The 24,395-nt window shown below is 69.5% G+C and carries 24 protein-coding genes and 1 tRNA gene; 9 read left to right on the top strand and 16 right to left on the bottom strand.

Features of this window, described 5'->3' with window-relative positions; genetic code table 11:
* Positions 1-20: 20 nt before the first annotated feature.
* On the bottom strand, positions 21-860 hold the full coding sequence (locus AC1DXJ_RS06955; protein WP_477614500.1) for a pyruvate, water dikinase regulatory protein: 840 nt from the start codon (positions 858-860) through the stop codon (positions 21-23).
* A gap of 259 nt (positions 861-1,119) precedes the next feature.
* Positions 1,120-1,209 (bottom strand) — tRNA-Ser (locus AC1DXJ_RS06950).
* Positions 1,210-1,351: 142 nt separating this feature from the next.
* Here AC1DXJ_RS06950 and AC1DXJ_RS06945 point away from each other — a divergent pair.
* On the top strand, positions 1,352-2,788 hold the full coding sequence (locus tag AC1DXJ_RS06945) for an MDR family MFS transporter (protein ID WP_477636656.1): 1,437 nt from the start codon (positions 1,352-1,354) through the stop codon (positions 2,786-2,788).
* Positions 2,789-3,032: 244 nt separating this feature from the next.
* Here AC1DXJ_RS06945 and AC1DXJ_RS06940 read toward each other — a convergent pair whose 3' ends face one another.
* Complete coding sequence (locus AC1DXJ_RS06940) at positions 3,033-3,662, bottom strand: DedA family protein (protein WP_477633713.1); 630 nt, start codon at positions 3,660-3,662, stop codon at positions 3,033-3,035.
* A complete protein-coding gene (locus tag AC1DXJ_RS06935) occupies positions 3,659-4,162 on the bottom strand; it encodes a nucleoside deaminase (protein ID WP_477614624.1) in 504 nt (167 codons plus the stop codon). Before AC1DXJ_RS06935 ends, AC1DXJ_RS06940 begins: the two co-directional genes overlap by 4 nt.
* Positions 4,163-4,226: 64 nt before the next feature.
* Between AC1DXJ_RS06935 and upp the strand changes: the two genes are divergently transcribed.
* The 5 genes from upp (at position 4,227) to AC1DXJ_RS06910 (ending at position 8,456) form a co-directional block, all read left to right on the top strand.
* A complete protein-coding gene (gene upp, locus AC1DXJ_RS06930; protein WP_477614495.1) occupies positions 4,227-4,865 on the top strand; it encodes a uracil phosphoribosyltransferase in 639 nt (212 codons plus the stop codon).
* A 149-nt stretch (positions 4,866-5,014) separates the two neighbouring features.
* Complete coding sequence (locus AC1DXJ_RS06925) at positions 5,015-5,182, top strand: hypothetical protein (protein ID WP_477614494.1); 168 nt, start codon at positions 5,015-5,017, stop codon at positions 5,180-5,182.
* 6 nt (positions 5,183-5,188) lie between these two features.
* Complete coding sequence (locus AC1DXJ_RS06920; protein WP_477614493.1) at positions 5,189-5,977, top strand: PH domain-containing protein; 789 nt, start codon at positions 5,189-5,191, stop codon at positions 5,975-5,977.
* Positions 5,978-6,083: 106 nt separating this feature from the next.
* Positions 6,084-7,571, top strand: coding sequence for an amino acid permease (locus AC1DXJ_RS06915; protein ID WP_477614492.1), 1,488 nt, complete (start codon positions 6,084-6,086; stop codon positions 7,569-7,571).
* Between the two features lie 399 nt (positions 7,572-7,970).
* Positions 7,971-8,456: a hypothetical protein gene (locus tag AC1DXJ_RS06910; RefSeq protein ID WP_477636655.1), complete on the top strand. Its 486-nt coding sequence runs from the start codon at positions 7,971-7,973 to the stop codon at positions 8,454-8,456.
* A 62-nt stretch (positions 8,457-8,518) separates the two neighbouring features.
* On the opposite strand, the gene AC1DXJ_RS06905 is transcribed toward AC1DXJ_RS06910, so the two are convergent.
* Both AC1DXJ_RS06905 and AC1DXJ_RS06900 read right to left on the bottom strand, forming a co-directional pair.
* Positions 8,519-8,875, bottom strand: coding sequence for a YciI family protein (locus AC1DXJ_RS06905; RefSeq protein WP_477624772.1), 357 nt, complete (start codon positions 8,873-8,875; stop codon positions 8,519-8,521).
* A 274-nt stretch (positions 8,876-9,149) separates the two neighbouring features.
* Entirely contained in the window at positions 9,150-9,491 is a 342-nt protein-coding gene (locus AC1DXJ_RS06900) for a hypothetical protein (RefSeq protein WP_477636654.1), read from the bottom strand.
* Positions 9,492-9,799: 308 nt separating this feature from the next.
* On the opposite strand from AC1DXJ_RS06900, the gene AC1DXJ_RS06895 reads away from it, so the two are divergent.
* Positions 9,800-10,189, top strand: a complete 390-nt coding sequence (locus AC1DXJ_RS06895; protein ID WP_477614488.1) for a VOC family protein — start codon at positions 9,800-9,802, stop codon at positions 10,187-10,189.
* A 76-nt stretch (positions 10,190-10,265) separates the two neighbouring features.
* On the opposite strand, the gene pntB is transcribed toward AC1DXJ_RS06895, so the two are convergent.
* From pntB to AC1DXJ_RS06880, 3 genes are all read right to left on the bottom strand, one after another.
* A complete protein-coding gene (gene pntB / locus AC1DXJ_RS06890; RefSeq protein ID WP_477636653.1) occupies positions 10,266-11,663 on the bottom strand; it encodes a Re/Si-specific NAD(P)(+) transhydrogenase subunit beta in 1,398 nt (465 codons plus the stop codon).
* A gap of 6 nt (positions 11,664-11,669) precedes the next feature.
* Positions 11,670-13,247, bottom strand: coding sequence for a Re/Si-specific NAD(P)(+) transhydrogenase subunit alpha (locus AC1DXJ_RS06885; protein WP_477636652.1), 1,578 nt, complete (start codon positions 13,245-13,247; stop codon positions 11,670-11,672).
* A 179-nt stretch (positions 13,248-13,426) separates the two neighbouring features.
* On the bottom strand, positions 13,427-13,633 hold the full coding sequence (locus AC1DXJ_RS06880) for a hypothetical protein (protein WP_477636651.1): 207 nt from the start codon (positions 13,631-13,633) through the stop codon (positions 13,427-13,429).
* A 121-nt stretch (positions 13,634-13,754) separates the two neighbouring features.
* Between AC1DXJ_RS06880 and AC1DXJ_RS06875 the strand changes: the two genes are divergently transcribed.
* A complete protein-coding gene (locus tag AC1DXJ_RS06875) occupies positions 13,755-15,149 on the top strand; it encodes an MFS transporter (protein ID WP_477636650.1) in 1,395 nt (464 codons plus the stop codon).
* Positions 15,150-15,224: 75 nt separating this feature from the next.
* Here the strand turns inward: AC1DXJ_RS06875 and AC1DXJ_RS06870 are convergent, their stop codons facing one another.
* The 3 genes from AC1DXJ_RS06870 to AC1DXJ_RS06860 form a co-directional block, all read right to left on the bottom strand.
* The gene (locus tag AC1DXJ_RS06870) at positions 15,225-16,202 is read right to left on the bottom strand and encodes a pirin family protein (RefSeq protein WP_477614483.1); all 978 of its coding nucleotides are present in this window, start codon (positions 16,200-16,202) and stop codon (positions 15,225-15,227) included.
* A gap of 130 nt (positions 16,203-16,332) precedes the next feature.
* Positions 16,333-16,869 carry a hypothetical protein gene (locus tag AC1DXJ_RS06865; RefSeq protein WP_477636649.1) on the bottom strand — a complete coding sequence of 179 codons (537 nt, stop codon included), beginning with the start codon at positions 16,867-16,869 and terminating at the stop codon, positions 16,333-16,335.
* A gap of 118 nt (positions 16,870-16,987) precedes the next feature.
* On the bottom strand, positions 16,988-18,616 hold the full coding sequence (locus AC1DXJ_RS06860; RefSeq protein WP_477636731.1) for an AMP-binding protein: 1,629 nt from the start codon (positions 18,614-18,616) through the stop codon (positions 16,988-16,990).
* 105 nt (positions 18,617-18,721) lie between these two features.
* Here AC1DXJ_RS06860 and AC1DXJ_RS06855 point away from each other — a divergent pair, with 105 nt between their 5' ends.
* Entirely contained in the window at positions 18,722-20,359 is a 1,638-nt protein-coding gene (locus AC1DXJ_RS06855) for an ABC-F family ATP-binding cassette domain-containing protein (protein ID WP_477636648.1), read from the top strand.
* 60 nt (positions 20,360-20,419) lie between these two features.
* Here AC1DXJ_RS06855 and AC1DXJ_RS06850 read toward each other — a convergent pair whose 3' ends face one another.
* The 4 genes from AC1DXJ_RS06850 to AC1DXJ_RS06835 form a co-directional block, all read right to left on the bottom strand.
* A complete protein-coding gene (locus AC1DXJ_RS06850) occupies positions 20,420-21,247 on the bottom strand; it encodes an SDR family oxidoreductase (protein WP_477614478.1) in 828 nt (275 codons plus the stop codon).
* An 82-nt stretch (positions 21,248-21,329) separates the two neighbouring features.
* Positions 21,330-22,163, bottom strand: coding sequence for an ABC transporter permease (locus AC1DXJ_RS06845; protein WP_477636647.1), 834 nt, complete (start codon positions 22,161-22,163; stop codon positions 21,330-21,332).
* Positions 22,164-22,200: 37 nt separating this feature from the next.
* Positions 22,201-23,235, bottom strand: a complete 1,035-nt coding sequence (locus AC1DXJ_RS06840; RefSeq protein WP_477636646.1) for an ABC transporter ATP-binding protein — start codon at positions 23,233-23,235, stop codon at positions 22,201-22,203.
* Positions 23,232-24,377 (bottom strand): LolA family protein, encoded by a 1,146-nt coding sequence (locus AC1DXJ_RS06835; protein ID WP_477636645.1) that lies wholly within the window; start codon positions 24,375-24,377, stop codon positions 23,232-23,234. The genes AC1DXJ_RS06840 and AC1DXJ_RS06835 overlap by 4 nt, the downstream gene beginning before the upstream one ends.
* Between the last annotated feature and the right edge of the window lie 18 nt (positions 24,378-24,395).

The raw sequence follows: 24,395 nt of genomic DNA, 5'->3' as shown, positions 1-24,395 counted from the left end.
GGCGGGGGCCGCGAGGGTTCCTAGGCAAGATTGTCGAGGCGACTGTTCTGCATGATGACGGCTGCCATCTCCTCGACCGACATCGAGGCCGAGTTGATGGCGGGGATCCGGTGCGCACGATAGAGCGCCTCGGCCCGGCGCAGCTCGAAGCTGCACTGGGCGAGACTGGCATACGTCGAGCCCGGCCGCCGCTCGCCCCTCACCTGGCTGAGCCGCGCCGGGGTGGAGAGCAGCCCGAAGCACCGGTCCACGAGCCCGCGGATCGGACGGGGTATGCCGCCCGCATCGAAGTCCTCGTCGACCAACGGGTAGTTCGCGACCTTGAGGCCGTGCTGGAGGGCGAGGTACATCGAGGTGGGCGTCTTGCCGCACCGCGAGGGCGCCACGAGGATCAGGTCCGCCTGCTCGAGGTTGCGCAGGCTCGCCCCGTCGTCGTGTTCCATGGCGAACTCGATGGCCTTCATCCGGGCGTCGTAGCGACCCTTGTCCCCGACGCCGTGCAGGGCACCGACTCCGTGCGTTGCGTTGACGTGCAGCACCCGCTCGACGGTGTCGAGATGGGAGCCGAAGAGGTCGATGAAGGCGCACTGCGTCGTCTGCAGCTCGGCCCGGATGTCCTCGTCCGAGACCGTCGAGAACACCAGGGGCACCACCGAGTCCGTGACCGCGGCGTCCAGCTCGAGGACGACCTGCTGCGCCTGCTCCACCGTGGTGATGAACGGGATCTTGCGCCGGGTGAAGGTGACCGAGGGAAACTGCTGCAACATCATGTTTCCCAGCGTCTCGGCCGAGATCCCGGTGCCGCCGGCGAGGAAGAACACCGGAGTGGGGGCTGCTGGCTCGACTGACTCCGGGATCACGCCCCCACCGTTCCACGTGGCGCACCATTTGCACCAGTCACAGTGCCGGGCCACCCGTTCCTGCACTAGTCCGGTTGCGGTATGCAACCAGACCGGCCCTGCGGGTAGCGTTCGCGCAACGCCACACGCACGGCGCCAGCTGCCCACGTCGGAACCCCTGTCCGACGTGGGCAGCGACCCCTAAGGGATCAACCCCAGACAGCAAGAAACCCCGAACCCTGAGGGTTCGGGGTCTTGCCGATGTCCTGAGACATCACCATGGCGGTGGCGGTGGGATTTGAACCCACGGTGGAGTTTCCCCCACACACGCTTTCGAGGCGTGCTCCTTAGGCCGCTCGGACACGCCACCGCGGAGCAGGTTACTAGAGCGGCCGACGGCGACGAAATCGCCCCGAGACCGCCTGCCAGGCGCCCTCGGAAGGCGCGCAGCCGGCATACCGGAGGATTGTCGGGGGAATGCGCGGCGCCCCCGGGCACTTGTCACCGGAGAGATGACCTCCACGACCACGAGCACCGCTGGAGTGGGCCTGCGCTCGGACCGCGGGCCCATCCTGCTGGCCCTGATGGTCTCGACCGGGCTCATCGCCATGGACGCGACCATCCTCGCCACGGCCGTGCCGTCAGTCGTGCGCGACCTCGGCGGCTTCTCGCAGTTCCCCTGGCTGTTCTCGGTCTACCTGCTGGCGCAGGCCGTGTCGGTCCCCATCTATGCCAAGCTCGCCGACATCGTCGGGCGCAAGCCGCTGATGTTGTTCGGGATCGGCCTGTTCCTCGCCGGGTCGGTGCTGTGCGGCTTCGCCTGGAGCATGACCTCGCTCATCGTCTTCCGCGCGGTCCAGGGACTCGGCGCCGGCGCCGTGCAGCCGATGGCCATCACGATCGCGGGCGACATCTACACGGTCGCGGAGCGCGCGAAGGCCCAGGGCTACATCGCCAGCGTCTGGGCGGTGTCGTCAGTCGTCGGCCCCACCCTCGGCGGGATCTTCTCCCAGCTCGGCATCTGGCGCTGGATCTTCTTCGTCAACGTGCCGCTGTGCCTGCTGGCAGGCACCCTCATCGTCCGCGACTTCCACGAGCGCGTCGAGCGCAAGGCGCACCGCATCGACTTTGCGGGCGCCGCACTGCTCACCGTCGCCATGTCGCTGCTCATCCTCGGCATCCTGGAGGGTGGCCAAGCCTGGTCGTGGTCGTCGCCCACCAGCTTCGGCGTCCTGGGCGGCGGGTCGTTGTTCTTGCTCGCGTTCCTCCTCGCCGAACGCCGGGCGGCGGAGCCCGTCCTGCCCCTGTGGGTGCTGAGCCGTCGCCTGCTCGCCACGACGACGATGCTGGCGCTGGGCGTCGGCGTCATCCTGATCGGCCTGACGTCGTTCGTCCCGACCTACCTCGAGAACTCCCTGGGCATCGATCCCCTCGTCGGCGGCCTCGCCCTCGCGGCCCTGACCATCGGCTGGCCGATCGCCGCCACGTTCTCAGGACGCCTGCTCTACCTGCGGTTCGGGTTCCGGCCGGCGATCCTGGTCGGCATGGCGCTCGTCGTCGTGGGCACCGGCACGCTCGCCCTCTTGTCGCAGCACCCTTCGGTGGCCGTGGTCGCGGCGACCTGTTTCGTCACCGGACTCGGCCTGGGACTGGTCGCGAGCCCGTCGCTCATCGCGGCGCAGGCCAGCGTGGAGTGGCACGAACGCGGGGTCGCGACGGGCACCAACCTGTTCGCTCGCTCCATCGGCAGCGCCCTGGGCGCGGCGGTCCTGGGCGCCGTCGCGAACGGCGTCATCGCCCGCTCCGGACGTCCTGAGACCGACCCCGGCACCGCTGCCGACGCCGGCACCGCGGTGTTCGTCGGCGTCCTCGTGGCGGCGCTGATCACGATCGTGGCCGCGCTCCTGATGCCGAAGGTGACGGCGGACACCTCGCCCTCCTCTGCCTGACCCCACTTGTTGCCGACCAGCCGTCACGAGACCCCCGATCCGGGCCCTCCGTGACGCACAGGTGGCAACAAGTCCCGCGGGCCCGCCACTTGTTGCCGACCAGCCGTCACCGGACCCCTGATTTGGGCAGTCCCTGACGCACAGGTGGCAACAAGTCCCGCGGGCCGCCACTTGGTGCCGACCAGCCGTCACGAGACCCCCGATCCGGGTCATCCGTGACGCACAGGTGGGAACAAGTGGGAGATCAAGCGGAGGTGGACTCCTGCGACCGGTGGCGGCGGATCGCCCACACGGCGATCGCCACCACCACGATGAGCCCGACGACGCCGGCAGCGCCGCGACCGAGCCACTTCTCGACCCGGTGGTAGGACTCACCCGCGAGGTACCCCGCCGTGACTGCCGTGGCGCCCCAGGCGATCCCGCCGATCGCGTTCCACGGCAGGAAGACGCGGTACTTCATGCCGGAGAGTCCCGCGAGCGCCGGCATGACGGCCCGGAAGAACGCGGTCCACCGGCCCAGGAACACGGCCGACCCACCCCGGCGACGCAGGAAGTCCTGCGCCGACTCCAGCCGCTCCTGCCGCCTCTCCAGGATCTTCAGACCCATGACGCGGGGCCCGAACAGCCGGCCGATCTCATAACCCACCGAGTCGCCGATGACCGCCGCGAGGATGACCACCACCAACACCCAGGCCAGCGACGTGTGCCCCAGGCTGGCGGTGACGCCGCCGATGATGGCCAGCGTCTCCCCGGGCAGCACGAACCCCACGAACAGCGCGTCCTCGGCGAACACCACCAGCGCCACGATGAGGTAGACCAGCCACGGGGGCGCCCCGAGCACCTGGTTGACGAGGTCGTTGATGAGCCCGCTCACGCCCCTGCTTCCTGTTCGCCCTCATGTGCCGACCTGATGGTCGCCGGCGCGACCGCGATCCGGCCGGCCGCCCGCTGTTCCTCAAAGAATGACAACAGCACCTGAGAGCACTCTGACTCCCGCACTCCGCCGATCACCTCGACGCGATGGGTCGCCCGGCGGTCGCGGACCAGGTCCCAGACCGATCCGGTGGCCCCGAGCTTGGGATCCCAGGCGCCGAGCACCAGTCGCGAGATGCGCGACAGCATCAGCGCCCCCGCACACATCGGGCACGGCTCGAGCGTGACCACGAGCGTGCAGTCCTCCAGCCGCCACTCCCCCAGCGAGCGCGCCGCTGCGCGCAGCGCGACCACCTCGGCGTGCGCCGTCGGGTCGCCCTCGACCTCGCGCAGGTTCCGGCCCTCACCGACCACCTCGCCCGCAGGCGAGACCACGACGGCCCCCACGGGCACGTCCCCGTCCCGAGCCGCAGCGGCGGCGAGGTCGAGCGCCAGACCCATCCACGCGGCATACCGCTCGTCGACTGCTGGTCCACCGCTCGGAGTCACGCGCTAAGTTTCGCGTATGCGCGTCCACGTTGCCGACCACCCGCTCATCACGCACAAGCTGACGTACCTGCGCGACAAGCGCACGGACAGCCCGACGTTCCGGCGGCTGGCCGAGGAGCTGGTGACGCTGCTGGCCTACGAGGCGACCCGCGACGTGCGCGTGGAACCGTTCGAGATCGAGACGCCGGTCGCCCCGACCACGGGCATCAAGCTGTCCAACCCCAAGCCGCTCATCGTGCCGATCCTGCGCGCCGGCCTGGGCATGCTCGAGGGCATGGTGCGCCTGCTGCCGAGCGCCGAGGTGGGCTTCCTGGGCATGCAGCGCAACGAGGAGACGCTCGAGGCGATCACCTACGCCAACCGGCTGCCCGACGACCTCAGTGGTCGGCAGTGCTACGTAATCGACCCGATGTTGGCCACCGGCGGCACCCTCGTCGACGCCATCCGCTACCTCGCCGACCGCGGCGCCGACGACATCACTGCGGTCACGCTGCTGGCCGCGCCCGAGGGCGTCAAGCACGTGGAAGAGGCTCTGGCCGACCTCACCATCCCGATCACCATCGTCACGGGTGCGATGGACGAGCGGCTCAACGACAAGGGCTACATCGTGCCCGGCCTCGGCGACGCGGGCGACCGCCTCTACGGCGTCGTCTGACCTCTCCGACCGGGTATGCCGCGTGGCCGGCTCACGCGGCGCGCCTCACCCGTTCGGCTGATGCCATCGGTCAGGATGGTCCCAGCGGCGCGCTTGACAGGCGTGCCCATCCACCGATCCGGACCGACCGACCTCCCGAGGAGCTGAGCATGCAGCGCGTGAAGAAGATCCTGCTGTGGGTCCTCGTCGCGTTCGCTGCCTACGCCATCTTCACGTCACCCGACCAAGCCGCCGACATCGTCAAGACGTCGGGCAGCATCCTCGCCGACGGGGTGCGCAACATCGGCAGCTTCTTCGACGCCCTGCTCGGCAGGTAGTTCCTCATGGGCCGGTCGCCCAGCCGCGGCGAGATCGACCGCTACCTGGTCGACGGCGAGCGCATCGTCTTCGCGGTGCACCAGCACTGGGGCAGGGTCGCCGAGCCGGTCGGCTCAGCCGTGGCCGGACTGATCTTCGCGTTCTGGGTGGACGCCCGCATCGACCCGAATCTGAGCACCCTCGGCACCCTCGTCTGGTGGGGCTGGTTCGCCCTATTGGCGCGGGCGGGCTGGAAGGTCGTCAACTGGCGGCACGACTGGTTCATCGCCACCGACAAGCGGCTGCTGTTGTTCCACGGCTTCATCACCCGGCGGGTGCCGATGATGCCGCTGACCAAGGTGACCGACATGGCATACGAGCGGTCGGTGCCGGGGCGGATCTTCGGCTACGGCCGGTTCGTGCTCGAGTCGGCCGGCCAGGACCAGGCGCTTCACAAGGTCTCCTTCGTCCCCGACCCCGACCACCACTACCGAGTCATGTGCGCCGAGATCTTCGGGGTCGGCGACCGAAGCAACGTGTTCGACGACCCCTACGACCAGCCGTTGGACGGACAGGACGACCGCTGGGACGATCCGACGTCCGGCGGCGGTTCGTCGCGAGGAGGGCGCAGGGGTGGCGGCCTTCCCGATCCGTATGCCGGATGGGACGACCCGCGGCACTCGCCCCGGCAACCCTCCCCGGCCTCTGAGGATCCGACGGACTCGCTGTATCGCAGCCCCGACCTGAGGGCTCGGGACCGCTCCGCGGAGACCGGTCCGATCCCGATCCGACCGCGGCGCGACTGGGACGACTGACGTCTCACCCTCGCCTCCTCCAAGGAGCGAGGTCGGGAAGGCGCCGCTAGCGTGTCCCGGACCGGGCCGCGAGAGCGGCGAACCGTCCGAGCCGGGAGGCGATGCGATGTCCGTCATGAGGACCAAGTCGATCGAGCAGTCGATCCGCGAGACCGACGAGCCGGAGTACCAGCTCAAGAAGAAGCTGACTGCCCTCGACCTCACCGTCTTCGGGATCGGCGTCATCATCGGCGCCGGCATCTTCACGCTGACGGGTCGGGCGGCAGCTGACTACGCCGGACCGTCCATCGCGATCTCGTTCGTCATCGCCGCGATCTGCTGCGCCCTGGCGGCGCTCTGCTATGCCGAGTTCGCCTCCACGGTGCCCGTGTCCGGATCGGCCTACACGTTCTCCTACGCCTCCCTCGGCGAGCTGGTCGCGTGGATCATCGGCTGGGACCTGCTCCTGGAGCTCATGCTCGGCGCCAGCGTCGTGGCCCAGGGCTGGTCGCAGTACGCCACCCTGCTCCTCGACAAGCTCGGCCTCACCGTGCCGGCGGGCCTGGCACCGGGGTCGCACTTCGACCTGCTGGCCTTCATCCTCGTCGTCGCGCTCACGGCGCTGATCTCCATCGGCATCAAGGAGTCGCTGCGCGTCAACCTCGTCCTGGTGGGCGTCAAGCTGTTCATCGTCCTTTTCGTGATCATCGCCGGGATCGGCTACATCAAGTCGGCCAACTACTCGCCGTTCATCCCGCCGTCGGTGTCCGGCAAGACCTCTGAGGGCATCCACGCGCCGCTCATCCAAGTGCTCTTCGGGGTCACTCCGTCGACCTACGGCATCGCGGGCATCGTCGCCGGCGCCTCGATCGTGTTCTTCGCCTACATCGGCTTCGACGTCGTGGCGACCACCGCGGAGGAAGCCAAGAACCCCCAGCGTGACCTCCCGATCGGCATCATCGCCTCGCTGGTCATCTGCACGGTCCTCTACGTCGCCACGACCCTCGTCATCACAGGCATGGTCAAGTACACCGAGATCGATCCCAAAGCGGCGCTCGCCTCGGCGTTCGAGTCGGTCGGCAAGCCCGGGTTCGCCACGATGATCGCGGCCGGAGCGGTGGCCGGCCTGATGACCGTCGTCATGACGCTGATCATCGGTGCCACCAGGGTCACTTTTGCGATGTCGCGCGACTGGCTGCTGCCGCCGGTATTGGGTCGCACGAACCGCAAGACGGGTACCCCTGTCCGGTTGACCGTGATGATCGGCGCGGCGATCGCCCTCATCGCGAGCCTGACCCCCATCGGCAAGCTCGAGGAGATGGTCAACATCGGGACGCTCTCGGCGTTCGCCCTGGTGTCGGTCGCGGTGCCTGTCCTGCGCAACAGGCGACCCGACCTCAAGAGGTCCTTCACGGTGCCCTTCTCACCGGTGCTCCCGATCGTGGCCGCGTTGATCAGCGTCTACCTGATGCTCAACCTGTCCGTCGAGACGTGGCTTCGTTTCATCGTCTGGATGGCCCTGGGCTTCCTCATCTACTTCACCTACGGCGTGCGCAACAGCCGGCTGTCGGGCAAGGCCAAGGAGGGGCAGCTCCCGAGCATGACGAGCACCTGAGTCGCGTCCGGAACCTGCAGTGGACCCCTGCCCGCCAGGGGCCAGGCCCCTCGCCAAAACTTGATGCTCACGCCGCGTCACTATCGCGGATGACCGACGTCTTCTTGGTTGACCGACCATTGTGACGATGCCGGTCAGGAACGGCGGGCGGCACCCGCAAACCCGCCCGCCGTTCCCCTTACGCTCCCCGAACATCTCGCACCACGTCACTTTTCCGTGCCCTGCGGCGTCTCCATGGATGACAAACCATTGGGGGGAATGGTCGGTCACCAGAAACGGCGGGCGGCACCGCACCCCCGCAACCCCGCCGCCCGCCGTTTCGCCGGACCACCGCGCAACCAGGGACGCGCTCCCACGACACGGGCTTGGAGACGGAGCGTGGTGCAGGGAGGAGCATGGTTGGCGACGGCCGCTGGCAACCGCGACTGGGTGCATGCCAGGAGGTATGCCGCCGCCCTGCAGTCATCCAAGCCCCTCCCGGTCCTCGACGGGTTGCCCGTGCGCCTGGCCCCCCACGAGACGGCCACCCTGCGCACGATCGCGACGTACGAACGCCTGTACCCGGCCCTGCCCACCTCACAGTGGGGAGACCGGCACAGCGCCTCGATCGTGGCCACGACCGACCGGCTGCTGGCCAACCACCGCCTCCGCGGCTGGATCTCCTTCTGGTTCACCGATCTGGCCCTCTACGAGCTCACGCTGGACGACAGCCCTTGGCGGATCGACATCATCTGGCGCAACGCTGACGAACCTCTCCGGCTGAGCGGGACAACGGGACCGCTGCTCGCCGTCCACGTCGCGGCGCACACCGGCGGGGCGCGGTGGCCGCAGCTCCCAGAGCTCCGACCGCTCCTGGACCCCAAGCAGCAGTGGGGCCAGCGGTAACAGCAGCCTCTCGTCGCTGAACGCGGCAGCTGAGTGCTCTTCCGTGGGCCCCGAAGCCGGTGTCACTCGGGCTGAGGCTGGGCCCCGAACCGGCGCACCTCCTGGGGCCATCCACATCCCTCCGCGAGCCGTCCGGCCCACAACGTGGCAGCCTCGTCGTCGGCAACGTCCACCACGGCGAAACCACCCAGGAACTCCTTGCTCTCGACGTAGGGACCGTCGGTGATCATCGCCGTGCCACTGGAGGGGTCGGCGCTGTACACCGGGCCGTCTTCCTCCAGCCCGCCGGCGAAGACGTACACGCCTGCAGCCTTCATCTCATCCACGACCGCCATGGCGAGCGGTCCCCGCCCGCGGAACCACTCCTCCGTGTGGTCGCCCACCCACTGCTGGTTGAAGTAGATGAGGTACTCGGCCATCACTGCTCCTTCTGCTCTTGCGGACCCCGTGGACCGCGTTCACCTGTGCCACGAACGGCGACAACCAAATACGACACCGTTGTACCGGAAGATCGACGCCGACCTGGGCGTCGCAACGAAGAGCACTCGCCCGCACATCGGGACGACCCCGCGGACCGCGGCATGTGCGGACATTGACTCCTAGCAGGACTCCTCGACAACCAGCAGGTGACGACGCTCCTCGTCGCGAAACTCCGCCACGCAGAAGTCCGCTGGCACTCGGGTCGAGAAGTCTCTATCCACCCCCGCCACCGATCGCCAACAAGCCGAGTGCGCTGAGGATGACGGCCGGAACGCTCAGGATGCACGCCAGCACGGCGAAAGTGCGCTCACGGAGGCCGGCCGCACTGTAATCACTGAGCGTTCGAGTCGATCTGACGAGGGCCCAGGCTCCAAAGCCCAACGTGAAGGGGAGGCTCAGGAAATAGATTGAGCTGAACTCGTTGGTGACCTCCTCGTGCCCGATCCAGCCCGCCACGTTGGCCAAGGCAAGCGCGTTGGGCACCAACGCGAGCAGGGCGAGCGCAACGGTCCACTCCTGCTCGGTGCGATACGTCCTGTGACGCGTTGTCGACACATGAGGAGCGTAGCCCCGGCGTCTGGCGGAAATTCGGCGTAGCGGTCGTGCCAAGCGAACTCAGTCAGTTCCAGCACATCGAGAGCCGCGTCAGCGGCTGGACCCAACTCTGCCCGCGACCGAGCCTCCAGTCCCCACCCCTGCCTGCCCTCCCTATCGCCATGGCCGACCCCTGCCACCAGCGCTGCGCGAACATCCGCACATTGGCAGATCTGGTCAACCACCATTCCTGCCGAGCCCCGCTCCAAGCACACACGATGCGAGGGTGAGCATGCGGCTCCGCGGTGGCCACGCGGCATACTCGCGCTATGAGGCTTTCGGTCGTCCTCGACGGACGTGACCTGTCCCTGTTGGTGCCGTTCTGGACGGCGGCGCTCGGCTACGACGCGGTGTTCTCGCTGCCGGAGTTCGAGGTGCTGCGGCCGCGCGAGGGTGAGCCGCCGGGGCCGGTGTTCATCCTGCAGCGCGTGCCGGAGGAAAAGGCCGGCAAGAACCGCATGCACGTCGACGTCCACCCGCCACTCGAGCTCGGGGTGCCCGCGCTGGTCGAGCGGCTGGAGGCGTTGGGGGGCAGGCGGATCGGCGATCCCGTCACCGACCTGCTCGAGGCGATCGACTCCTGGTGGCAGGTGATGGCCGACCCCGAGGGCAACGAGTTCTGCGTCGTCGCCGACCAGGGCCACCCACCGCCCGCTTGATCGTGGAGCCCGCGAGTCTGAAGGATCTGCCGGGTCTGGACCCGCCAGATCCTTCAAACTCGCCGGGGCACCGACCTCACAAGGCCTTGATGATGTCCTCGACGCGTTCCTTGGCGTCCCCGAAGAGCATCTGGCTGTTCTCCTTGAAGAACAGCGGGTTCTGCACTCCTGCATAGCCGGTCGCCATCGAGCGCTTGAACACGACGACGTTGCGCGCCTTCCAGACCTCGAGCACCGGCATGCCCGCGATCGGGCTGGTGGGGTCCTCGGCGGCGGACGGGTTCACCGTGTCGTTGGCCCCGATGACGAGGACGACGTCGGTGTCGGACAGGTCGCCGTTGATCTCGTCCATCTCCAGGACGATGTCGTAGGGCACCTTGGCCTCGGCGAGCAGCACGTTCATGTGCCCGGGCAGGCGACCCGCAACGGGGTGGATGCCGAACCGGACGTTGACGCCCTTCTTGCGCAGCTGTGAGGTCAGCTCCGCGACCGGGTACTGCGCCTGGGCGACGGCCATGCCGTAGCCGGGCGTGATGACGACGGTCGAGGCGTCGCGCAGCAGCTCCGCGACGTCGGCCGCGATCGTCTCGTGGTGCTCGCCGTAGTCCTTGTCGTCGCCGACGGACACCTCCTGGCCGAATCCGCCTGCGATCACTGAGAAGAAGGAGCGGTTCATGGCCCTGCACATGATGTAGGAGAGGATCGCACCGGAGGAGCCGACGAGGGCGCCCGTCACGATGAGCAGGTCGTTGCCGAGCATGAAGCCCGCCGCGGCCGCGGCCCACCCGGAGTAGCTGTTGAGCATCGACACGACGACGGGCATGTCCCCGCCGCCGATCGAGGCGACGAGGTGCCAGCCGAACGCCAGCGAGATGACCGTCATGAGCAGCAGTGGGACGACCGAGTGGGACTGGACGAACCAGAAGAGCAGGGCGGCCGACACGACGAGGGCCGCAAGGTTGAGCCAGTGCCGCGCCGGCAGCATCAGCGGTGAGGACTTGATCCGTGCGCTGAGCTTGAGGAACGCCACGATCGACCCGGTGAAGGTCACCGCACCGATGAACACGCCGAGGAAGACCTCGACGAGGTGCAGCCTGTCGTCGGTGCCCGCGTCGCGGGACTCGAGGAAGGAGCTGTAGCCCACGAGCACCGCCGCCAGACCGACGAAGCTGTGCAACATCGCGACCAGCTCGGGCATCTGGGTCATCTCGACGACCCGCGCACGCCACAGCCCGATCGCCGCGCCCACGGCCATCGCGCCCACGATGAGGCCGAGGGTGAGCACGGGGTGGGCCGCACGGTCGACCGAGAGCCAGATGGTCGCGACGAGCGCGAGGACCATGCCCGCCACGCCGAAAGCGTTGCCCTCCTTGGCCTTCTCGTGCTTCGAGAGCCCCGCGAGGGAGAGCACGAAGAGGACAGCCGCGACGATGTATGCCGCCTGCACCAGGTTGCTGGTGACGTTGCCGCTCATACCGGTTCAGTCCTTCCTGAACATCTGGAGCATCCGGCCGGTCACGGCGAACCCTCCGAAGATGTTGATGCTGGCCACGAGCGTGGCGAGGAACGCGAGGACCTGGATCAGGGCGTTGGAGCTGCCCAGCTGGAGCACGCCGCCGACGAGGATGATGCCGCTGATCGCGTTGGTCTCGGCCATCAACGGGGTGTGCAGGGCGTGGGCGACGTTCGAGATGACGTAGAAGCCGRCGATGACCGCGAGCGCGAATACGGTGAAGTGGCCGAGGAAGACTGCCGGGGAGTTCGCTGCGACGAGGCCGAAGAGCACCGCGCCGAGGGCCATCACCGCGTACTTGCGCCGCGGGTCCGGCGGGGGTTTCGGGGCCTTGGGCTCGGGTGCGGCCTTGGCCGCGGCGGCCGGTGCCGCACTGACCTGCACGGGCGGGGGCGGCCAGAGCGTCTGGCCGTCACGACACACGGTCATGCCGCGCTGGACCACGTCGTCGAGGTCGAGGACGACGCGCCCGTCCTTGCCCGGCGTGAGCAGCTTGAGCAGGTTGACGAGGTTGGTGCCGAACAGCTGGCTCGCCTGCGTGGGCAGCCGCCCGGGCAGGTCGGTGTAGCCGATCAGCTTGACGCCGTTGGCGCTCGTGACGACCTGGTCGGCCACGGTGCCGGCGACGTTGCCGCCGTTGGAGGCCGCCATGTCGACGACGACCGACCCGGGCTTCATCGACGCCACCATCTCCTCGGTGATGAGGCGCGGGGCCGGCTTGCCGGGGATGAGGGCGGTGGTGATGACGATGTCGACGTCCTTGGCCTGCTCGGCRTAGAGCTCGGCSGCCTTGCGGTTGAAGTCCTCGCCCATCTCCTTGGCGTAGCCGGTGGCCGAGGGGCCCTCGTCGTCGACCGCGATCCGCAGGAACTCGGCACCCATCGACTCGACCTGCTCGCCGACCTCGGACCTCGCGTCGAAGGCCCGGACGATCGCACCCAGGCTGCTGGCCGTGCCGATCGCGGCGAGACCGGCCACCCCGGCACCGACGACCAGCACCTTGGCGGGCGGGACCTTGCCGGCCGCGGTCACCTGGCCGGTGAACAGCGACCCGAACTCGTGCGCGGCCTCGATGACCGCGCGGTACCCGCCGATGTTGGCCATCGACGACAGCACGTCGAGGGACTGCGCACGCGAGATGCGGGGCACCGCGTCCATCGCGAGCGCCGTCACGCCCGAAGCGGTCAGCTTGTCGACCAACTCAGGGTTGAGGGCAGGCGAGATGAGCGAGGCGAACAGCGAGCCGGGACGCAACCGCCCGATCTCCTCGTCGGTGGGCCCGTTGACCTTCAGCACGACATCGCTCGTCCACGCGTCTGAGTCATAGCCCGCCGAGCCAATGCCCGCCGAGCCATTGACCACCGAGCCGTCGACCACGGAAGCTCCCGCCGCGGCATACGCGTCGTCGGAGAAGGACGACCGCGCGCCGGCGCCCGCCTCGACCACCACGTCGTACCCGAGGCCGACCAGCTGGCCCACGGTCTTGGGCGTGGCGGCGACCCGGGTCTCGCCCGGCTTGGACTCTGCTGGAACACCGATCCGCACTACTGCTCCCGTCGCTGGAAGGCCGTGGAACGCCGCATGACGCAGCTGACGCCGCGCAAACGTCGCGCGACGCCGCCAAACCTATTGGCTGCACCGCAGCAATGGCGCCGCAACGTGACGACAGTCGCGCCCGCCGTCCATTGGCTGGACGACGGGCGCGAGGCGGTGCGGGGGACGGCTCAGACGAGGCCGATCACGATCAGGGTCATCAGGGCGATGAGCGTGATCGCACCGAGGAAGAGGCCGCCGCCAATGTCGGACTGGGTCTCGGCGTAGGTGCGGTCGCTGTGCAGGTAGTCGTGGGGGTACTTGCCGGCGTGGCCGCGCGAGTGGCGGCCTGCGCGCTCGGTGGCGCGAGTACGGGTTCGGGTGGTGGAACGGGTCATGTCACTCACTCCTTTCAATACGATACGTACCGTATCGTATCCCGTCCGACGAGGCAAACCACACCACGCGATGAGTTCGCCGACCGGTCCGGGTCGATACTGGTGACCCCGAGGAGGACCTGTGACGGACCGAACGCACCCCGAAGCGAACCACGCCCGGCTGCGGTGGAGCGATCCCTTCATGCCGACGTTCGTGCAGCTGCTCGCGAACGTGCTGCTGGTCTCGGTCATCAACTTCACGGTCTGGTTCGCCATCACGTTCTTCGTCTACCTCGAGACGCGCTCGGTCTTCGCGACGGGCATGATCGCCGGCATCTTCCTCGTGGCCACGATGCTCACCGGGATCTGGTTCGGCAGCCTCGTCGACCACCACTCCAAGAAGGCCGTCATGCAGGGGTCGGCCCTCGCCTCACTGGTCCTCTATGCCGCCTCGTTCGGGCTCTATCTCGTCACGCCGCGCGAAGAGTTCACCGAGCCGACGAGTCTGCGCCTGTGGGTCTTCGTGGTCCTCCTCATGACCGGCATGATCGCGGGCAACCTGCGCACCATCGCGCTGCCGACCGTGGTGACCGCGCTCGTCCCAGAGCACCAGCGCGACCGCGCCAACGGGCTCGTCGGCACCACGTCGGGGGTGTCGTTCCTCGTCACGTCGGTGATCAGCGGCCTGCTCGTCGGCGCCAACGGCATGATGGGCGTGCTGGTCCTGGCCCTCGTGGTCGTCGGGCTCGCACTGGTGCACCTCCCCTTCGTGAAGCTCCCCTCCGACGTCGACTCGGCGGCCGACGGCGGCGGCGACCGCAAGGTCGACCTGGCGGGCACGGTGAAGGTCGTGCGCGGCATACCGGGCATGCCTGCGCTCATCGTGTTCTCGACGATCAACAACTTCCTCGGCGGCGTGTTCATGGCTCTGATGGACGCCTACGGCCTGTCGATGGTGTCGGTCCAGACGTGGGGGTTCCTGTGGGGCGCCCTGTCCGGCGTCCTGATCATCGCGGGGCTGCTCATCACCCGCACCGGCCTGTCCTCCAACCCGGTGCGGCTGATCCTGCTCATCAACCTGGCACTGTGGACGACGACCGTGGTCTTCCCGATGCGCAACTCGATCATCTGGCTGGCGGTCGGGATGGTCGTCTACATGGCGCTCATCCCGTACGTCGAGGCCTCCGAGCAGACGGTGCTGCAGAAGGTCGTGCCCTACGAGCGGCAGGGGCGGGTCTTCGGGTTCGCCCAGAGCGTGGAGCAGTCGGCCTCGCCACTGACCGCGTTCCTGATCAGCCCGCTGGCCCAGTTCGCCTTCATCCCGTTCATGACCGACGGACTCGGCGCGAAGTGGATCGGCTCGTGGTTCGGCACGGGGCCGACGCGAGGGATCGCCCTGGTGTTCGTCCTGGCCGGGCTGCTTGGACTGGCCCTGACGGCCTACGCGCTCACCAGCCGCTTCTACCGCCAGCTGCGCGACCGGTATGCCGCGGCGCCGGCAGCCGTGCCGCAGCAGGCTCCGGCGCCCCGAGTCTGAAGGATCTGCCGGGCCAGGGTCCCCACGATCCTTCAGACTCGCGCGGACGGGCGGCGCCGCCGCCCAGGTGCGCGGTCAGGCGCTGGCGCCGCCGACGTCGCCGTGGGGGACGGGCTGGCCGAGCCGGCCGGCCTGGTAGTCCTCGAAGGCCTTGCGGACCTCTGCCTCGGTGTTCATCACGAACGGGCCGGCCCAGGCGACTGGTTCGCGGATGGGTAGGCCGCCGAGCACGACGACGTCGAGCCCCGCGGCATACCGCTCCTGCTGGGTGCGGGCCGAGGAGAGCTGGATGGCGTCGCCGGGTCCGAAGACGGCGAGCTGGCCGGGGCCGACCGGCGTCTGGTCGGGGCCGACGAAGCCGTCGCCGCTCATGACGTAGACGAGGGCGTTGAAGTCGCGACGCCACGGGAGGGACAGCTCGCCACCGGGAGCCACGGTCGCGTGCACCATCGCCATGGGGGTGTGGGTCGAGCCCGGACCCTGCACTCCCCCGACCTCGCCGGCGATGACGCGCAGCAAGGAGCCGCCGTCGGCGGAGGTCAGCAGCCCGACCTCGCTCGACCTCAGGTCCTGGTATGCCGGTGCCTTCAGCTTGTCGACCTTCGGCAGGTTCACCCAGAGCTGGAAACCGTGGAACAGCCCACCGCTGACGACGAGGTGCTCCGGCGGGGCCTCGATGTGCAGGATCCCCGAACCGGCCGTCATCCACTGGGTGTCGCCGTCGGTGATCGTGCCGCCGCCACCGAAGGAGTCCTGGTGGTCGAAGATGCCGTCGATGATGTAGGTGACCGTCTCGAAGCCGCGGTGCGGGTGCCAGGGCGTGCCCTTGGGCTCGCCCGGCGCATACTCGACGGCGCCCATCTCGTCCATGTGGATGAACGGGTCGAGGTCGCGCAGGTCGACACCGGCGAAGGCGCGCTTGACCGGGAACCCCTCCCCCTCGAGGCCACTCGGGGCGCTGGTCACGGAGCGGACGCGGCGCTGCTCGGCGATGGCGCCCGGCGCGGGGACGCGCGGCAGAACCGTGAGGTCGGCGACGGAGACAGCAGGCATGGGCACTCCCGATCTAGTTCGAATTTCAACTATCCCGTAGAACCAGCGCGCCCGTCAACCCATTCCCCCACCGCTCGCCGACGACGAAGCCCGGCCGCAGGCATGCCTGCTGACCGGGCCTCGGGTGCCGTCAGACCTGCGGGCGACGGTCCCCGCGGTCGGCGGCCTCGCGGTCGGCGGCCTCGCGGTCAGCGTCCACGGTCTCGGCCTCGCGGTCGCCGGCTCGGTCAGCGTCCACGGTCCCGGCCTCGCGGTCGCCGGCTCGGTCAGCGTCCACGGTCTCGGCCTGGTTCTCGGCCTCGGTCGCGGACACGTTCTCGGACACGTCGACGTCGGGGTCGCGCTCGTCAGCCGCACGCAGGTGCTCGTCGCGGTTCTCGCGCGCCCTCTCGGCGTCCTCGGCCCGTCGCTGGGCCTCCGACTCGAGCTGGACAGCCCGGGCCTGCTGCTCCTGCGCCTCGGCCCTGGCCTTCTCGGCCTGCGCCTGGGCCTCGGCTGCTGCAGCGTCCCGCTCGCGGTGGTCGCGGTCGTGCTGCTCAGCCTCGGACCGCAGGTCGGCGGCCTCCTCGCGACGGGTTTCCAGCTGGCGGCTCCTGTTCATCATGACGAGCCAGGCGACGACAGCCACGGCGACGATGATGACGATGATCCAGACGATGGGTTTCATGAGCCCTCCTGGGTTGGGCCGGAACGGGGTCCCCGGCACTGGCAACCTAGGGCAGCCCAGCGCAAACGTCCACCGCCCAGGTCGCCGTTTGCGCAGGTCAGAGGGGGTGGCGGGTGAGTCAGGTGGCCAGGCCCAGCTCAGCCACTGACTTCTCACGCATCTCGACCTTGCGGACCTTGCCGGTGACGGTCATCGGGAACTCGTCGACGATCGTGACGTAGCGCGGGATCTTGTAGTGCGCGAGCTTGCCCGTCGCGAACGCCCGCACGGCCTCGGCATCGAGCGGCTTTGCGCCCTCCCGCATGCGGATCCAGGCGCACAGCTCCTCGCCGTACTTCTGGTCGGGCACCCCGATCACCTGGGCGTCGAGGATGTCGGGGTGGGTGTAGAGGAACTCCTCGATCTCGCGCGGGTAGACGTTCTCCCCACCTCGGATGACCATGTCCTTGATCCGGCCGGTGATCTGGACGTAGCCGTCATCGTCCATGACCGCGATGTCGCCGGTGTGCATCCAGCCGTCGACCAGCACCTCGTCGGTCTTGTCCTGCTGCTCCCAGTAGCCCAGCATCACCGAGTAACCCTTGGTGCAGAACTCGCCGGCCTCACCGCGCGGCAGCGTCTCTCCCGTCACCGGGTCGACGACCTTGATCTCGAGGTGGGGGCCCACCCGGCCGACCGTGCCGACCTTCTGCTCGAAGGTGTCGTCGGTGCGGTTCTGCGTGGAGACCGGTGACGTCTCGGTCATCCCGTAGCAGATCGTCATCTCGGTGATCCCGGCGTCGATGAGCTTGGTCATCATCGTTGCAGGACAAGGCGATCCGGCCATGATCCCGGTCCTCACCGAGGACAAGTCGTATGCCGCGAAGTCCGGGAGCGACCACTCCGCGATGAACATCGTGGGGACGCCGTAGAGCGAGGTGCATTTCTCGTCGGCCGTCGCCCTGAGCGTCGCAGCCGGATCGAAACCGGGCGCGGGTATCACCATCGCGGCGCCGTGGGTGGTGCAGGCGAGGTTGCCCATGACCATCCCGAAGCAGTGGTAGAAGGGCACCGGGATGCACACCCGGTCGGCCTCGGTGTAGCGGCACAGCTCGCCCACGAAGAACCCGTTGTTGAGGATGTTGCGGTGCGACAGGGTGGCGCCCTTGGGGAAGCCGGTGGTGCCCGACGTGTACTGGATGTTGATCGCGTCGTGGGGATCGAGGGTCGCCTGGACCTTCGCGACCTGCTCCGACGTGACCTCGTCGGACCGCGACAGCAGGGCATCCCACGAGGCTTGCCCGAGGACGTAGGAGTCGCGGACACCGGGGCAGCTCGCCCGCACCTCCTCGAGCATCGCCACGTAGTCGCTGGTCTTGAAGGACTCGGCGAGGAAGACGGCGCAGATGCCGGCCTGCTTCAGCACGAACTCCAGCTCGTGCGTCCGGTAGCTCGGGTTGATGTTGACCAGGATCGCGCCGATCTTGGCGGTGGCGTACTGAACCACGGTCCACTGCGCGCAGTTCGGCGCCCAGATGCCGACCCTCTCGCCCTTGGTCACCCCGCTGGCGAGCAGCGCACGGGCTAGCCGGTCCACCTCGGCCGCGAACTCGGCATACGTCCAGCGGATCCCCTGGGTCACGTCCACCAGCGCGTCGCGGTCCGCGAACCGGGCCACGGTCGCATCCAGGTTGTCGGGGATCGTCTGCTCCAGGAGCGGGACGTCGGTCTCACCCGCGGTGTGCGACAGCGTTGTCATGCCTGTCATCCCACCGCTCACGCGGGCATCCCACAACCCCGGTGCTCCCGACCGTCGGCGCACACCAAACCCGGTGTCGGCGGGCGGTGGGCTACGGGTACCGTCCGTCGGGACATGAGCACCACACTTCAGGCCACCAACCTCGCCGCCGGGCACGGCGCGCGAGCACTCTTCGCCGGACTCGACCTGATCGTCGGTCCCGGCGACGTCGTCGGGCTCGTCGGAGCGAACGGCGCGGGCAAGTCGACGCTGCTGAGGCTCCTCGCCGGCGAGCTCGAGCCGGAGGAGGGCGCGGTCACGCTGACCCCGGCGAGCGCGACCGTTGGGCACCTGCCCCAGGAACCGGAGCGCCGACCCGGCGAGACCGTGGCCGGGTTCATCGCGCGCCGCACCGGCGTGAGCCACGCCGAGGACGCGATGAACGCCGCCGCCGACGCCCTCGCCGATCCGACGCCGGGGGCCGATGACCGGTATGCCGCGGCGCTGGAGACGTGGCTCGCGCTCGGTGGCGCGGACCTCGAGCAGCGCGCGGCCACCACGGTCGCCTCGCTCGGGCTCGGGGTCGATCTGGACATGCCGATGACCGCCCTCTCCGGTGGACAGGCGGCCCGGGCAGGCCTGGCTGCCCTGCTGCTCTCGCGGTACGACGTGCTCCTCCTCGACGAGCCGACCAACGACCTCGACCTCGACGGCCTCGAACGGCTGGAGCAGTTCGTCGCAGGGCTGCGCAGCCCGGCGGTCATCATCAGCCACGACCGGGAGTTCCTGGCCCGCACGGTCACCCGCGTCGTCGAGCTGGACCTGGCGCAGCAGCAGGTGGGGGTCTACGAGGGCGGGTACGACAGCTACCTCGCCGAGCGCGAGGTCGCGCGGCGGCACGCGCGCGAGGAGTACGAGGAGTACGCCGACACCCGGGGCCGGCTCCAGCAGCGTGCGGTGACCCAGCGCAACTGGATGGCGGTGGGCGTCCGCAACGCGCGTCGCAAGGCCACGGACAACGACAAGTTCATCCCGGCCTTCCGCGCGGAGTCGGCCGAGAAGCAGGCCGCCAAGGCCCGACAGACCGAGCGCATGATCGAACGCCTCGAGGTGGTCGAGGAGCCGCGCAAGGAATGGGACCTGCGCATGACCATCGCGGCTGCTCCGCGCTCCGGCTCGGTCGTGGCCTCGGCTGCGGGAGCGGTCGTGCGGAGGGGGGACTTCTCCCTCGGGCCGATCGACGTGCAGGTGGACTGGGCCGACCGGATCGTCGTCACCGGCGCCAACGGCTCGGGCAAGACGACCCTGCTCGGCGTCCTGCTCGGCACGATCCCCGTCGACGCAGGGACAGCCGGCCTCGGGTCGTCGGTCCGGGTCGGCGAGGTGGACCAGGCTCGTGGGCTCTTCGTCGGGCACCAGCCGTTGGCCCGGGCGTTCGGGGATGCCCTCCCGACGTGGCCGGACGCCGACGTGCGCACCCTGCTCGCCAAGTTCGGGCTCGGCGCCGAGCACGTGCACCGGCCGGCCGACTCACTGTCACCCGGCGAGCGCACCCGCGCGGCCCTGGCGCTGCTGCAGGCGCGCGAGGTCAACCTGTTGGTCCTCGACGAACCCACCAACCACCTCGACCTGCCCGCCATCGAGCAGCTGGAACAGGCGCTCGACTCGTTCGGCGGGACCGTCCTGCTCGTCACCCACGACCGTCGGATGTTGGCCGACCTCAACGCAACCCGTCGCTGGCACGTCGAGGACGGCCACCTCCGCGAGCTCTAGTCGAGCGACGCGCAGGGCGAGCGCCGCGCCGCGCCAGCGCCGCGGCATAAGGTCGATCGGTCAGCTGAGGAAGAGGTCGGGCGCCAGGCCCTCGTCCCTGCCCGTCATGGAGTAGGCCGCGAAGTCGGCGACGCCGCGTGCGCGCAGCAGGTCCTCGTCGATCACGGTCTGGCCGTTGAGGCCCTGGCCCTCGGTGGTGAGGATCTCCCAGGCGGCGTCCGCCACGATGTCGGGCTTGCGGCTCACCTTGACCATCTGGTCGCCGCCGGGCAGGTTGCCGATCGCGTCCGTCGCGACGAGGGTCGCCGGCCACAGACAGGTGGACGAGACGCCCTTCTGGCCCAGCTCGTGGGCGAAACCCAGCGCCGCGAGGGTCATCCCATACTTCGCCATCGTGTATGCCGGGTGGCCGGCGAACCAGCGCGGGTCCAGGTTGATGGGCGGCGACAGGGTCAGGACCTTGGGGTCCGGCGAGGCCAGCAGGTGCGGGAGGGCCGCCTTGGTCAGCATGAAGGTGCCGCGGACGTTGACGTCCTGCATGAGGTCGTAGCGCTTGGGGTCGAGCGTCGCAGTGGGGCTGAGGTTGAGCACGCTCGCGTTGTTGACGACGATGTCGATCCCGCCGAAGGCGTCCGCCGTCTGCTGGACCGCATCTGCGAGGGTCTGGTCGTCGCGCACGTCGCCAACCACCGCGAGCGCCTTGCCGCCGGCCGCCTCGATCGCCTCGGCCGCGGTGTGGATCGTGCCGACGAGTCGCGGGTCTGCCTTGTCGGTCTTGGCGATGAGGGTGATGTTCGCGCCGTCGCGGGCGGCCCGCACGGCAATCGCCAGGCCGATGCCACGGCTGCCGCCGGACATGATGATGGTCTTGCCGGAGAGCGTCGTCATGGCCGAGAGCCTAGTTACCGATCGGTAGCCCCGGTACCGCCAAGCCCCGTGGCCCTCGTCACGCCAACCCGACTCGGCTGCGTCAGCTGGTGATGTCCTTGCCCGCGAACCGCGCCCACGCGGCCAGCCAGAACACCACGGCATACCCGGCTGCAGTGAACAGGCCACGTCCGATCTCGCCACCGGCCATCGGGTCGCGCAGCAGGTCGCCGAACGCCAGCCAGTGGTCGACGAGCAGCCACGGGTGCAGCCAGCCCAGCTGGGGCACCGCGTCGAGGATCCACGACACGATCGTGAACACCATCAGGGCGATCGCGGCGGCGATCGGCACCTCGGTGAGGGTCGAGATGAACAGGCCCACGGCGGCGAGGCCGGCGAGCCCGGCCGCGAGGTAGAGCATGACCAGCACCACGCGCCACACCGCTGCGCCGAAACCGAGCTGGGTGCCCGACAGCGTGGTCAGCGGACCCGTGCCGAACAGCGCGATGCCGATCACGGCACCCGGGACGGCCACCGCTGCAATGCCCCACACCGCCCCGATGCACAGCGACGCGTACTTCACCAGGAGCAAGCGGGTGCGGTTCACGGGGACGGTGAGGAGGTAGCGCAGGGTGCCGAGGTTGGCCTCGCAGGCGATGGCGTCGCCCGACAGCATCGACATCGCCAGGGGCAGGAACATCCCCATCTCGACACCGAGGGCGGCCAGCGGGACGAACAGGCCGTTGGAGGTGATCGACGAGAGGAAGTCAGGTCCTTCTCCTGTCTGCGGCGCCGACACCTTGACGGCGATCGCCATGATGATCGGCACCGCGGCGAGGACGAGGAGGCCGGCCTGGTTGCGTCGACGCCCGGCGATGATGCGCAGCTCGGAGCGCAGCAGCCGGGTCGAGAGTCGGCGGCCCCTCGGACGGGTCACCACGCCTGGGGAGCCCCCGGAGCCCGTTACGTGCACCTCAGCCGCTGACATCGAAACCCTCCCCCGTGAGCGAGACGAACAGGTCCTCGAGGCTCGGCGAGCTCGCGGTGAACGACCGCACCCCGACCCCCGCGCGGACCAGCGCCGCGACGATGGCCTCCGGCTCGAGCTCGCCCGGTATGCCGCGCACCTCACCTGCGTGCGCGGTGACCGACTGCACGCCGAGCCCGGACAGCACCGCAGCAGCCTCCGCCGGCTGGGCGGTCACGAGGTGCAGCGTCACGATGCCGCCGCCGCGCACCTCCGACGTGGTGCCCTGTGCCACTAGGCGCCCATCCCGCATCACGCCCAGGTGGCTGCAGATCTGCTCCACCTCGGCGAGCAGGTGGCTGGAGACGAAGACCGTCGTGCCGTCGGAGGCGAGCGACCCGATGAGGGAGCGCACCTCGCGCGTGCCCTGCGGGTCGAGCCCGTTGGTCGGTTCGTCGAGCACGAGGAGGTCGCGAGGCGCGAGGAGGGCGGCGGCGATGGCCAGCCGTTGGCGCATGCCGAGCGAGTAGGCGCGGTAGCGCTTGCCGGCTGCGGCGGTCAGGCCGACCCGGTCTAGGGCGGTGCCGATGCGGGCTCGGGTGGTCCCGGGATCGGCGAGGACGTCCGCGGAGTCGAGCCGCACGAGGTTCGCCCACCCCGACAGGTACGGGTGGAACGCCGGACCCTCGACGAGCGAGCCGACCCGGTGCAGGGCGATCGTGGCTTGCTGCGGGATGGCCATCCCGAGCAGGCTCCGGCTGCCCGCGGTGGGTTCGACCAGCCCGAGCAGCATCCGGATGGTCGTGGTCTTGCCGGAGCCGTTCGGCCCGAGGAAGCCGTAGACCGCGCCGTGGGGAACACGCAGGTCCACGTCGTCGACGGCGACCTGGGAGCCGAACCGCTTGGTCAGGCCCCTGGTCGAGATCGCGAGGCCCGTCTCGGGTGATGCTCCCGGACCTGGGTCGGACCTCGCGGACTGGCGCGCGGGGGTCGCCCGCCCGCTCGGCGCAGCCTGCTCACCCGCCGTGGTGAGCTGGGTCATTTCGCCGCCAGCGCGGCATACACCCGCTCTGGGGCGACGGCGCCCACGGCGACCCGGCCGTCATCGGTGACGACCACGGTGAACAGGGTGCCCTGGAGCACGTGACCGGTGCCCCAGGAGCCGGACGCCTTGGGCAACAGGCTCAGGACGCGCTGCAGCTGGCCCGCGAGGTCCCCCTGGCTCGCCTGGGACCCGGCAGTCGAGGCGTCGGGCAGCCGGGAGACCACGACGGTGGTCCAGCCGGTGCCCACTAACTTGGGCTTGGCGCCTGCGGGAGCGGAGCCCGGTGCGGAGGGCTTGGTCGCCGCCGCCTTGCCGGCATCGCTGCCCAGGGTCGACGGGGTGACCTTGGTGCCGGGCGGCGGGTTGAAGGCGAACTGGCGAGCGGCCGGCTTGGCGAAGTCGACGTGGGTGAACCCGACCTCGAACGCCGGGTTGGCCGTCTTGGTGGAGAACACCTGCACCCGCAGAGGCACGTGGTGGACGGCGTCCAGCGAGATCCGCACGGACGCGACCAGGCTGGCGGTGTCCTTGGGCTTGAGGACCAGGTCGTAGGCCTGCTGCCCCGCGACCACGGACGCACCCGAGGTGGCGACGCTCGTGGTGGGTTCGATCGCGGACAGGGCCAGCTGGGCTGCCTCCTGCGGTGTCTTGGGCAGGTGGTCGGGCGTCGGGGCCGGCTTGGCGCCAGCCGGCGACTTGGCGCCCTCGGCCGGCAGGGTCGTGTGGGTTGCCGTCTTGTCCTTGCTGGACCACACCCACAGGTCGCGTCCGTTGCGGATCACGTCGGACTCGCCGAGGCTGCCGACCAGGGCGAGCCGCTGCTGCTGCGGCCCCGCGAGCCAGACCCTCCAGGTGTGGGTGCCCGAGACCAGCGAGGTCAGTGACGACGACCCGCCCTGGGTCGACCCCCCGAGGTTGATGTCGGGCAGGCCGAGGTTGGAGGTCTGCACGACGGTGCCGGACAGGCCCTTGAGGTTGGCCTGCTGCACGTCGACGAGCAGCTGCGCGGCGGAACGCGGCGGCAGGCTCGGGTCGGCGCTGGCGACGTGGTTGGCCGTGAGGGCGACGGCACCGATCACGGCGAGTGCGCCGGCGGGTGCTGCCCAGCGGGCGGCAGGGTGCTCCGTGAACAGGCTCATGGGTCCATCCTGCCGCGC

Source organism: Pedococcus sp. P2_D9 (assembly GCF_056404275.1).
Note: the sequence above shows the minus strand (reverse complement) of the source record. Positions and strands in the feature narration are given on the sequence as shown.

Excerpts from the sequence above, each read along its gene's own strand:
- AC1DXJ_RS06945 (WP_477636656.1), top strand. The coding sequence starts at position 1,352 with ATGACCTCCACGACCACGAGCACCGCTGGAGTGGGCCTGCGCTCGGAC.
- AC1DXJ_RS06935 (WP_477614624.1), bottom strand. The coding sequence starts at position 4,162 with ATGGGTCTGGCGCTCGACCTCGCCGCCGCTGCGGCTCGGGACGGGGAC.
- upp (WP_477614495.1), top strand. The coding sequence starts at position 4,227 with ATGCGCGTCCACGTTGCCGACCACCCGCTCATCACGCACAAGCTGACG.
- AC1DXJ_RS06925 (WP_477614494.1), top strand. The coding sequence starts at position 5,015 with ATGCAGCGCGTGAAGAAGATCCTGCTGTGGGTCCTCGTCGCGTTCGCT.
- AC1DXJ_RS06920 (WP_477614493.1), top strand. The coding sequence starts at position 5,189 with ATGGGCCGGTCGCCCAGCCGCGGCGAGATCGACCGCTACCTGGTCGAC.
- AC1DXJ_RS06915 (WP_477614492.1), top strand. The coding sequence starts at position 6,084 with ATGTCCGTCATGAGGACCAAGTCGATCGAGCAGTCGATCCGCGAGACC.
- AC1DXJ_RS06905 (WP_477624772.1), bottom strand. The coding sequence starts at position 8,875 with ATGGCCGAGTACCTCATCTACTTCAACCAGCAGTGGGTGGGCGACCAC.
- AC1DXJ_RS06895 (WP_477614488.1), top strand. The coding sequence starts at position 9,800 with ATGAGGCTTTCGGTCGTCCTCGACGGACGTGACCTGTCCCTGTTGGTG.
- pntB (WP_477636653.1), bottom strand. The coding sequence starts at position 11,663 with ATGAGCGGCAACGTCACCAGCAACCTGGTGCAGGCGGCATACATCGTC.
- AC1DXJ_RS06880 (WP_477636651.1), bottom strand. The coding sequence starts at position 13,633 with ATGACCCGTTCCACCACCCGAACCCGTACTCGCGCCACCGAGCGCGCA.
- AC1DXJ_RS06870 (WP_477614483.1), bottom strand. The coding sequence starts at position 16,202 with ATGCCTGCTGTCTCCGTCGCCGACCTCACGGTTCTGCCGCGCGTCCCC.
- AC1DXJ_RS06865 (WP_477636649.1), bottom strand. The coding sequence starts at position 16,869 with ATGAAACCCATCGTCTGGATCATCGTCATCATCGTCGCCGTGGCTGTC.
- AC1DXJ_RS06860 (WP_477636731.1), bottom strand. The coding sequence starts at position 18,616 with ATGACAGGCATGACAACGCTGTCGCACACCGCGGGTGAGACCGACGTC.
- AC1DXJ_RS06855 (WP_477636648.1), top strand. The coding sequence starts at position 18,722 with ATGAGCACCACACTTCAGGCCACCAACCTCGCCGCCGGGCACGGCGCG.
- AC1DXJ_RS06850 (WP_477614478.1), bottom strand. The coding sequence starts at position 21,247 with ATGACGACGCTCTCCGGCAAGACCATCATCATGTCCGGCGGCAGCCGT.
- AC1DXJ_RS06840 (WP_477636646.1), bottom strand. The coding sequence starts at position 23,235 with ATGACCCAGCTCACCACGGCGGGTGAGCAGGCTGCGCCGAGCGGGCGG.
- AC1DXJ_RS06835 (WP_477636645.1), bottom strand. The coding sequence starts at position 24,377 with ATGAGCCTGTTCACGGAGCACCCTGCCGCCCGCTGGGCAGCACCCGCC.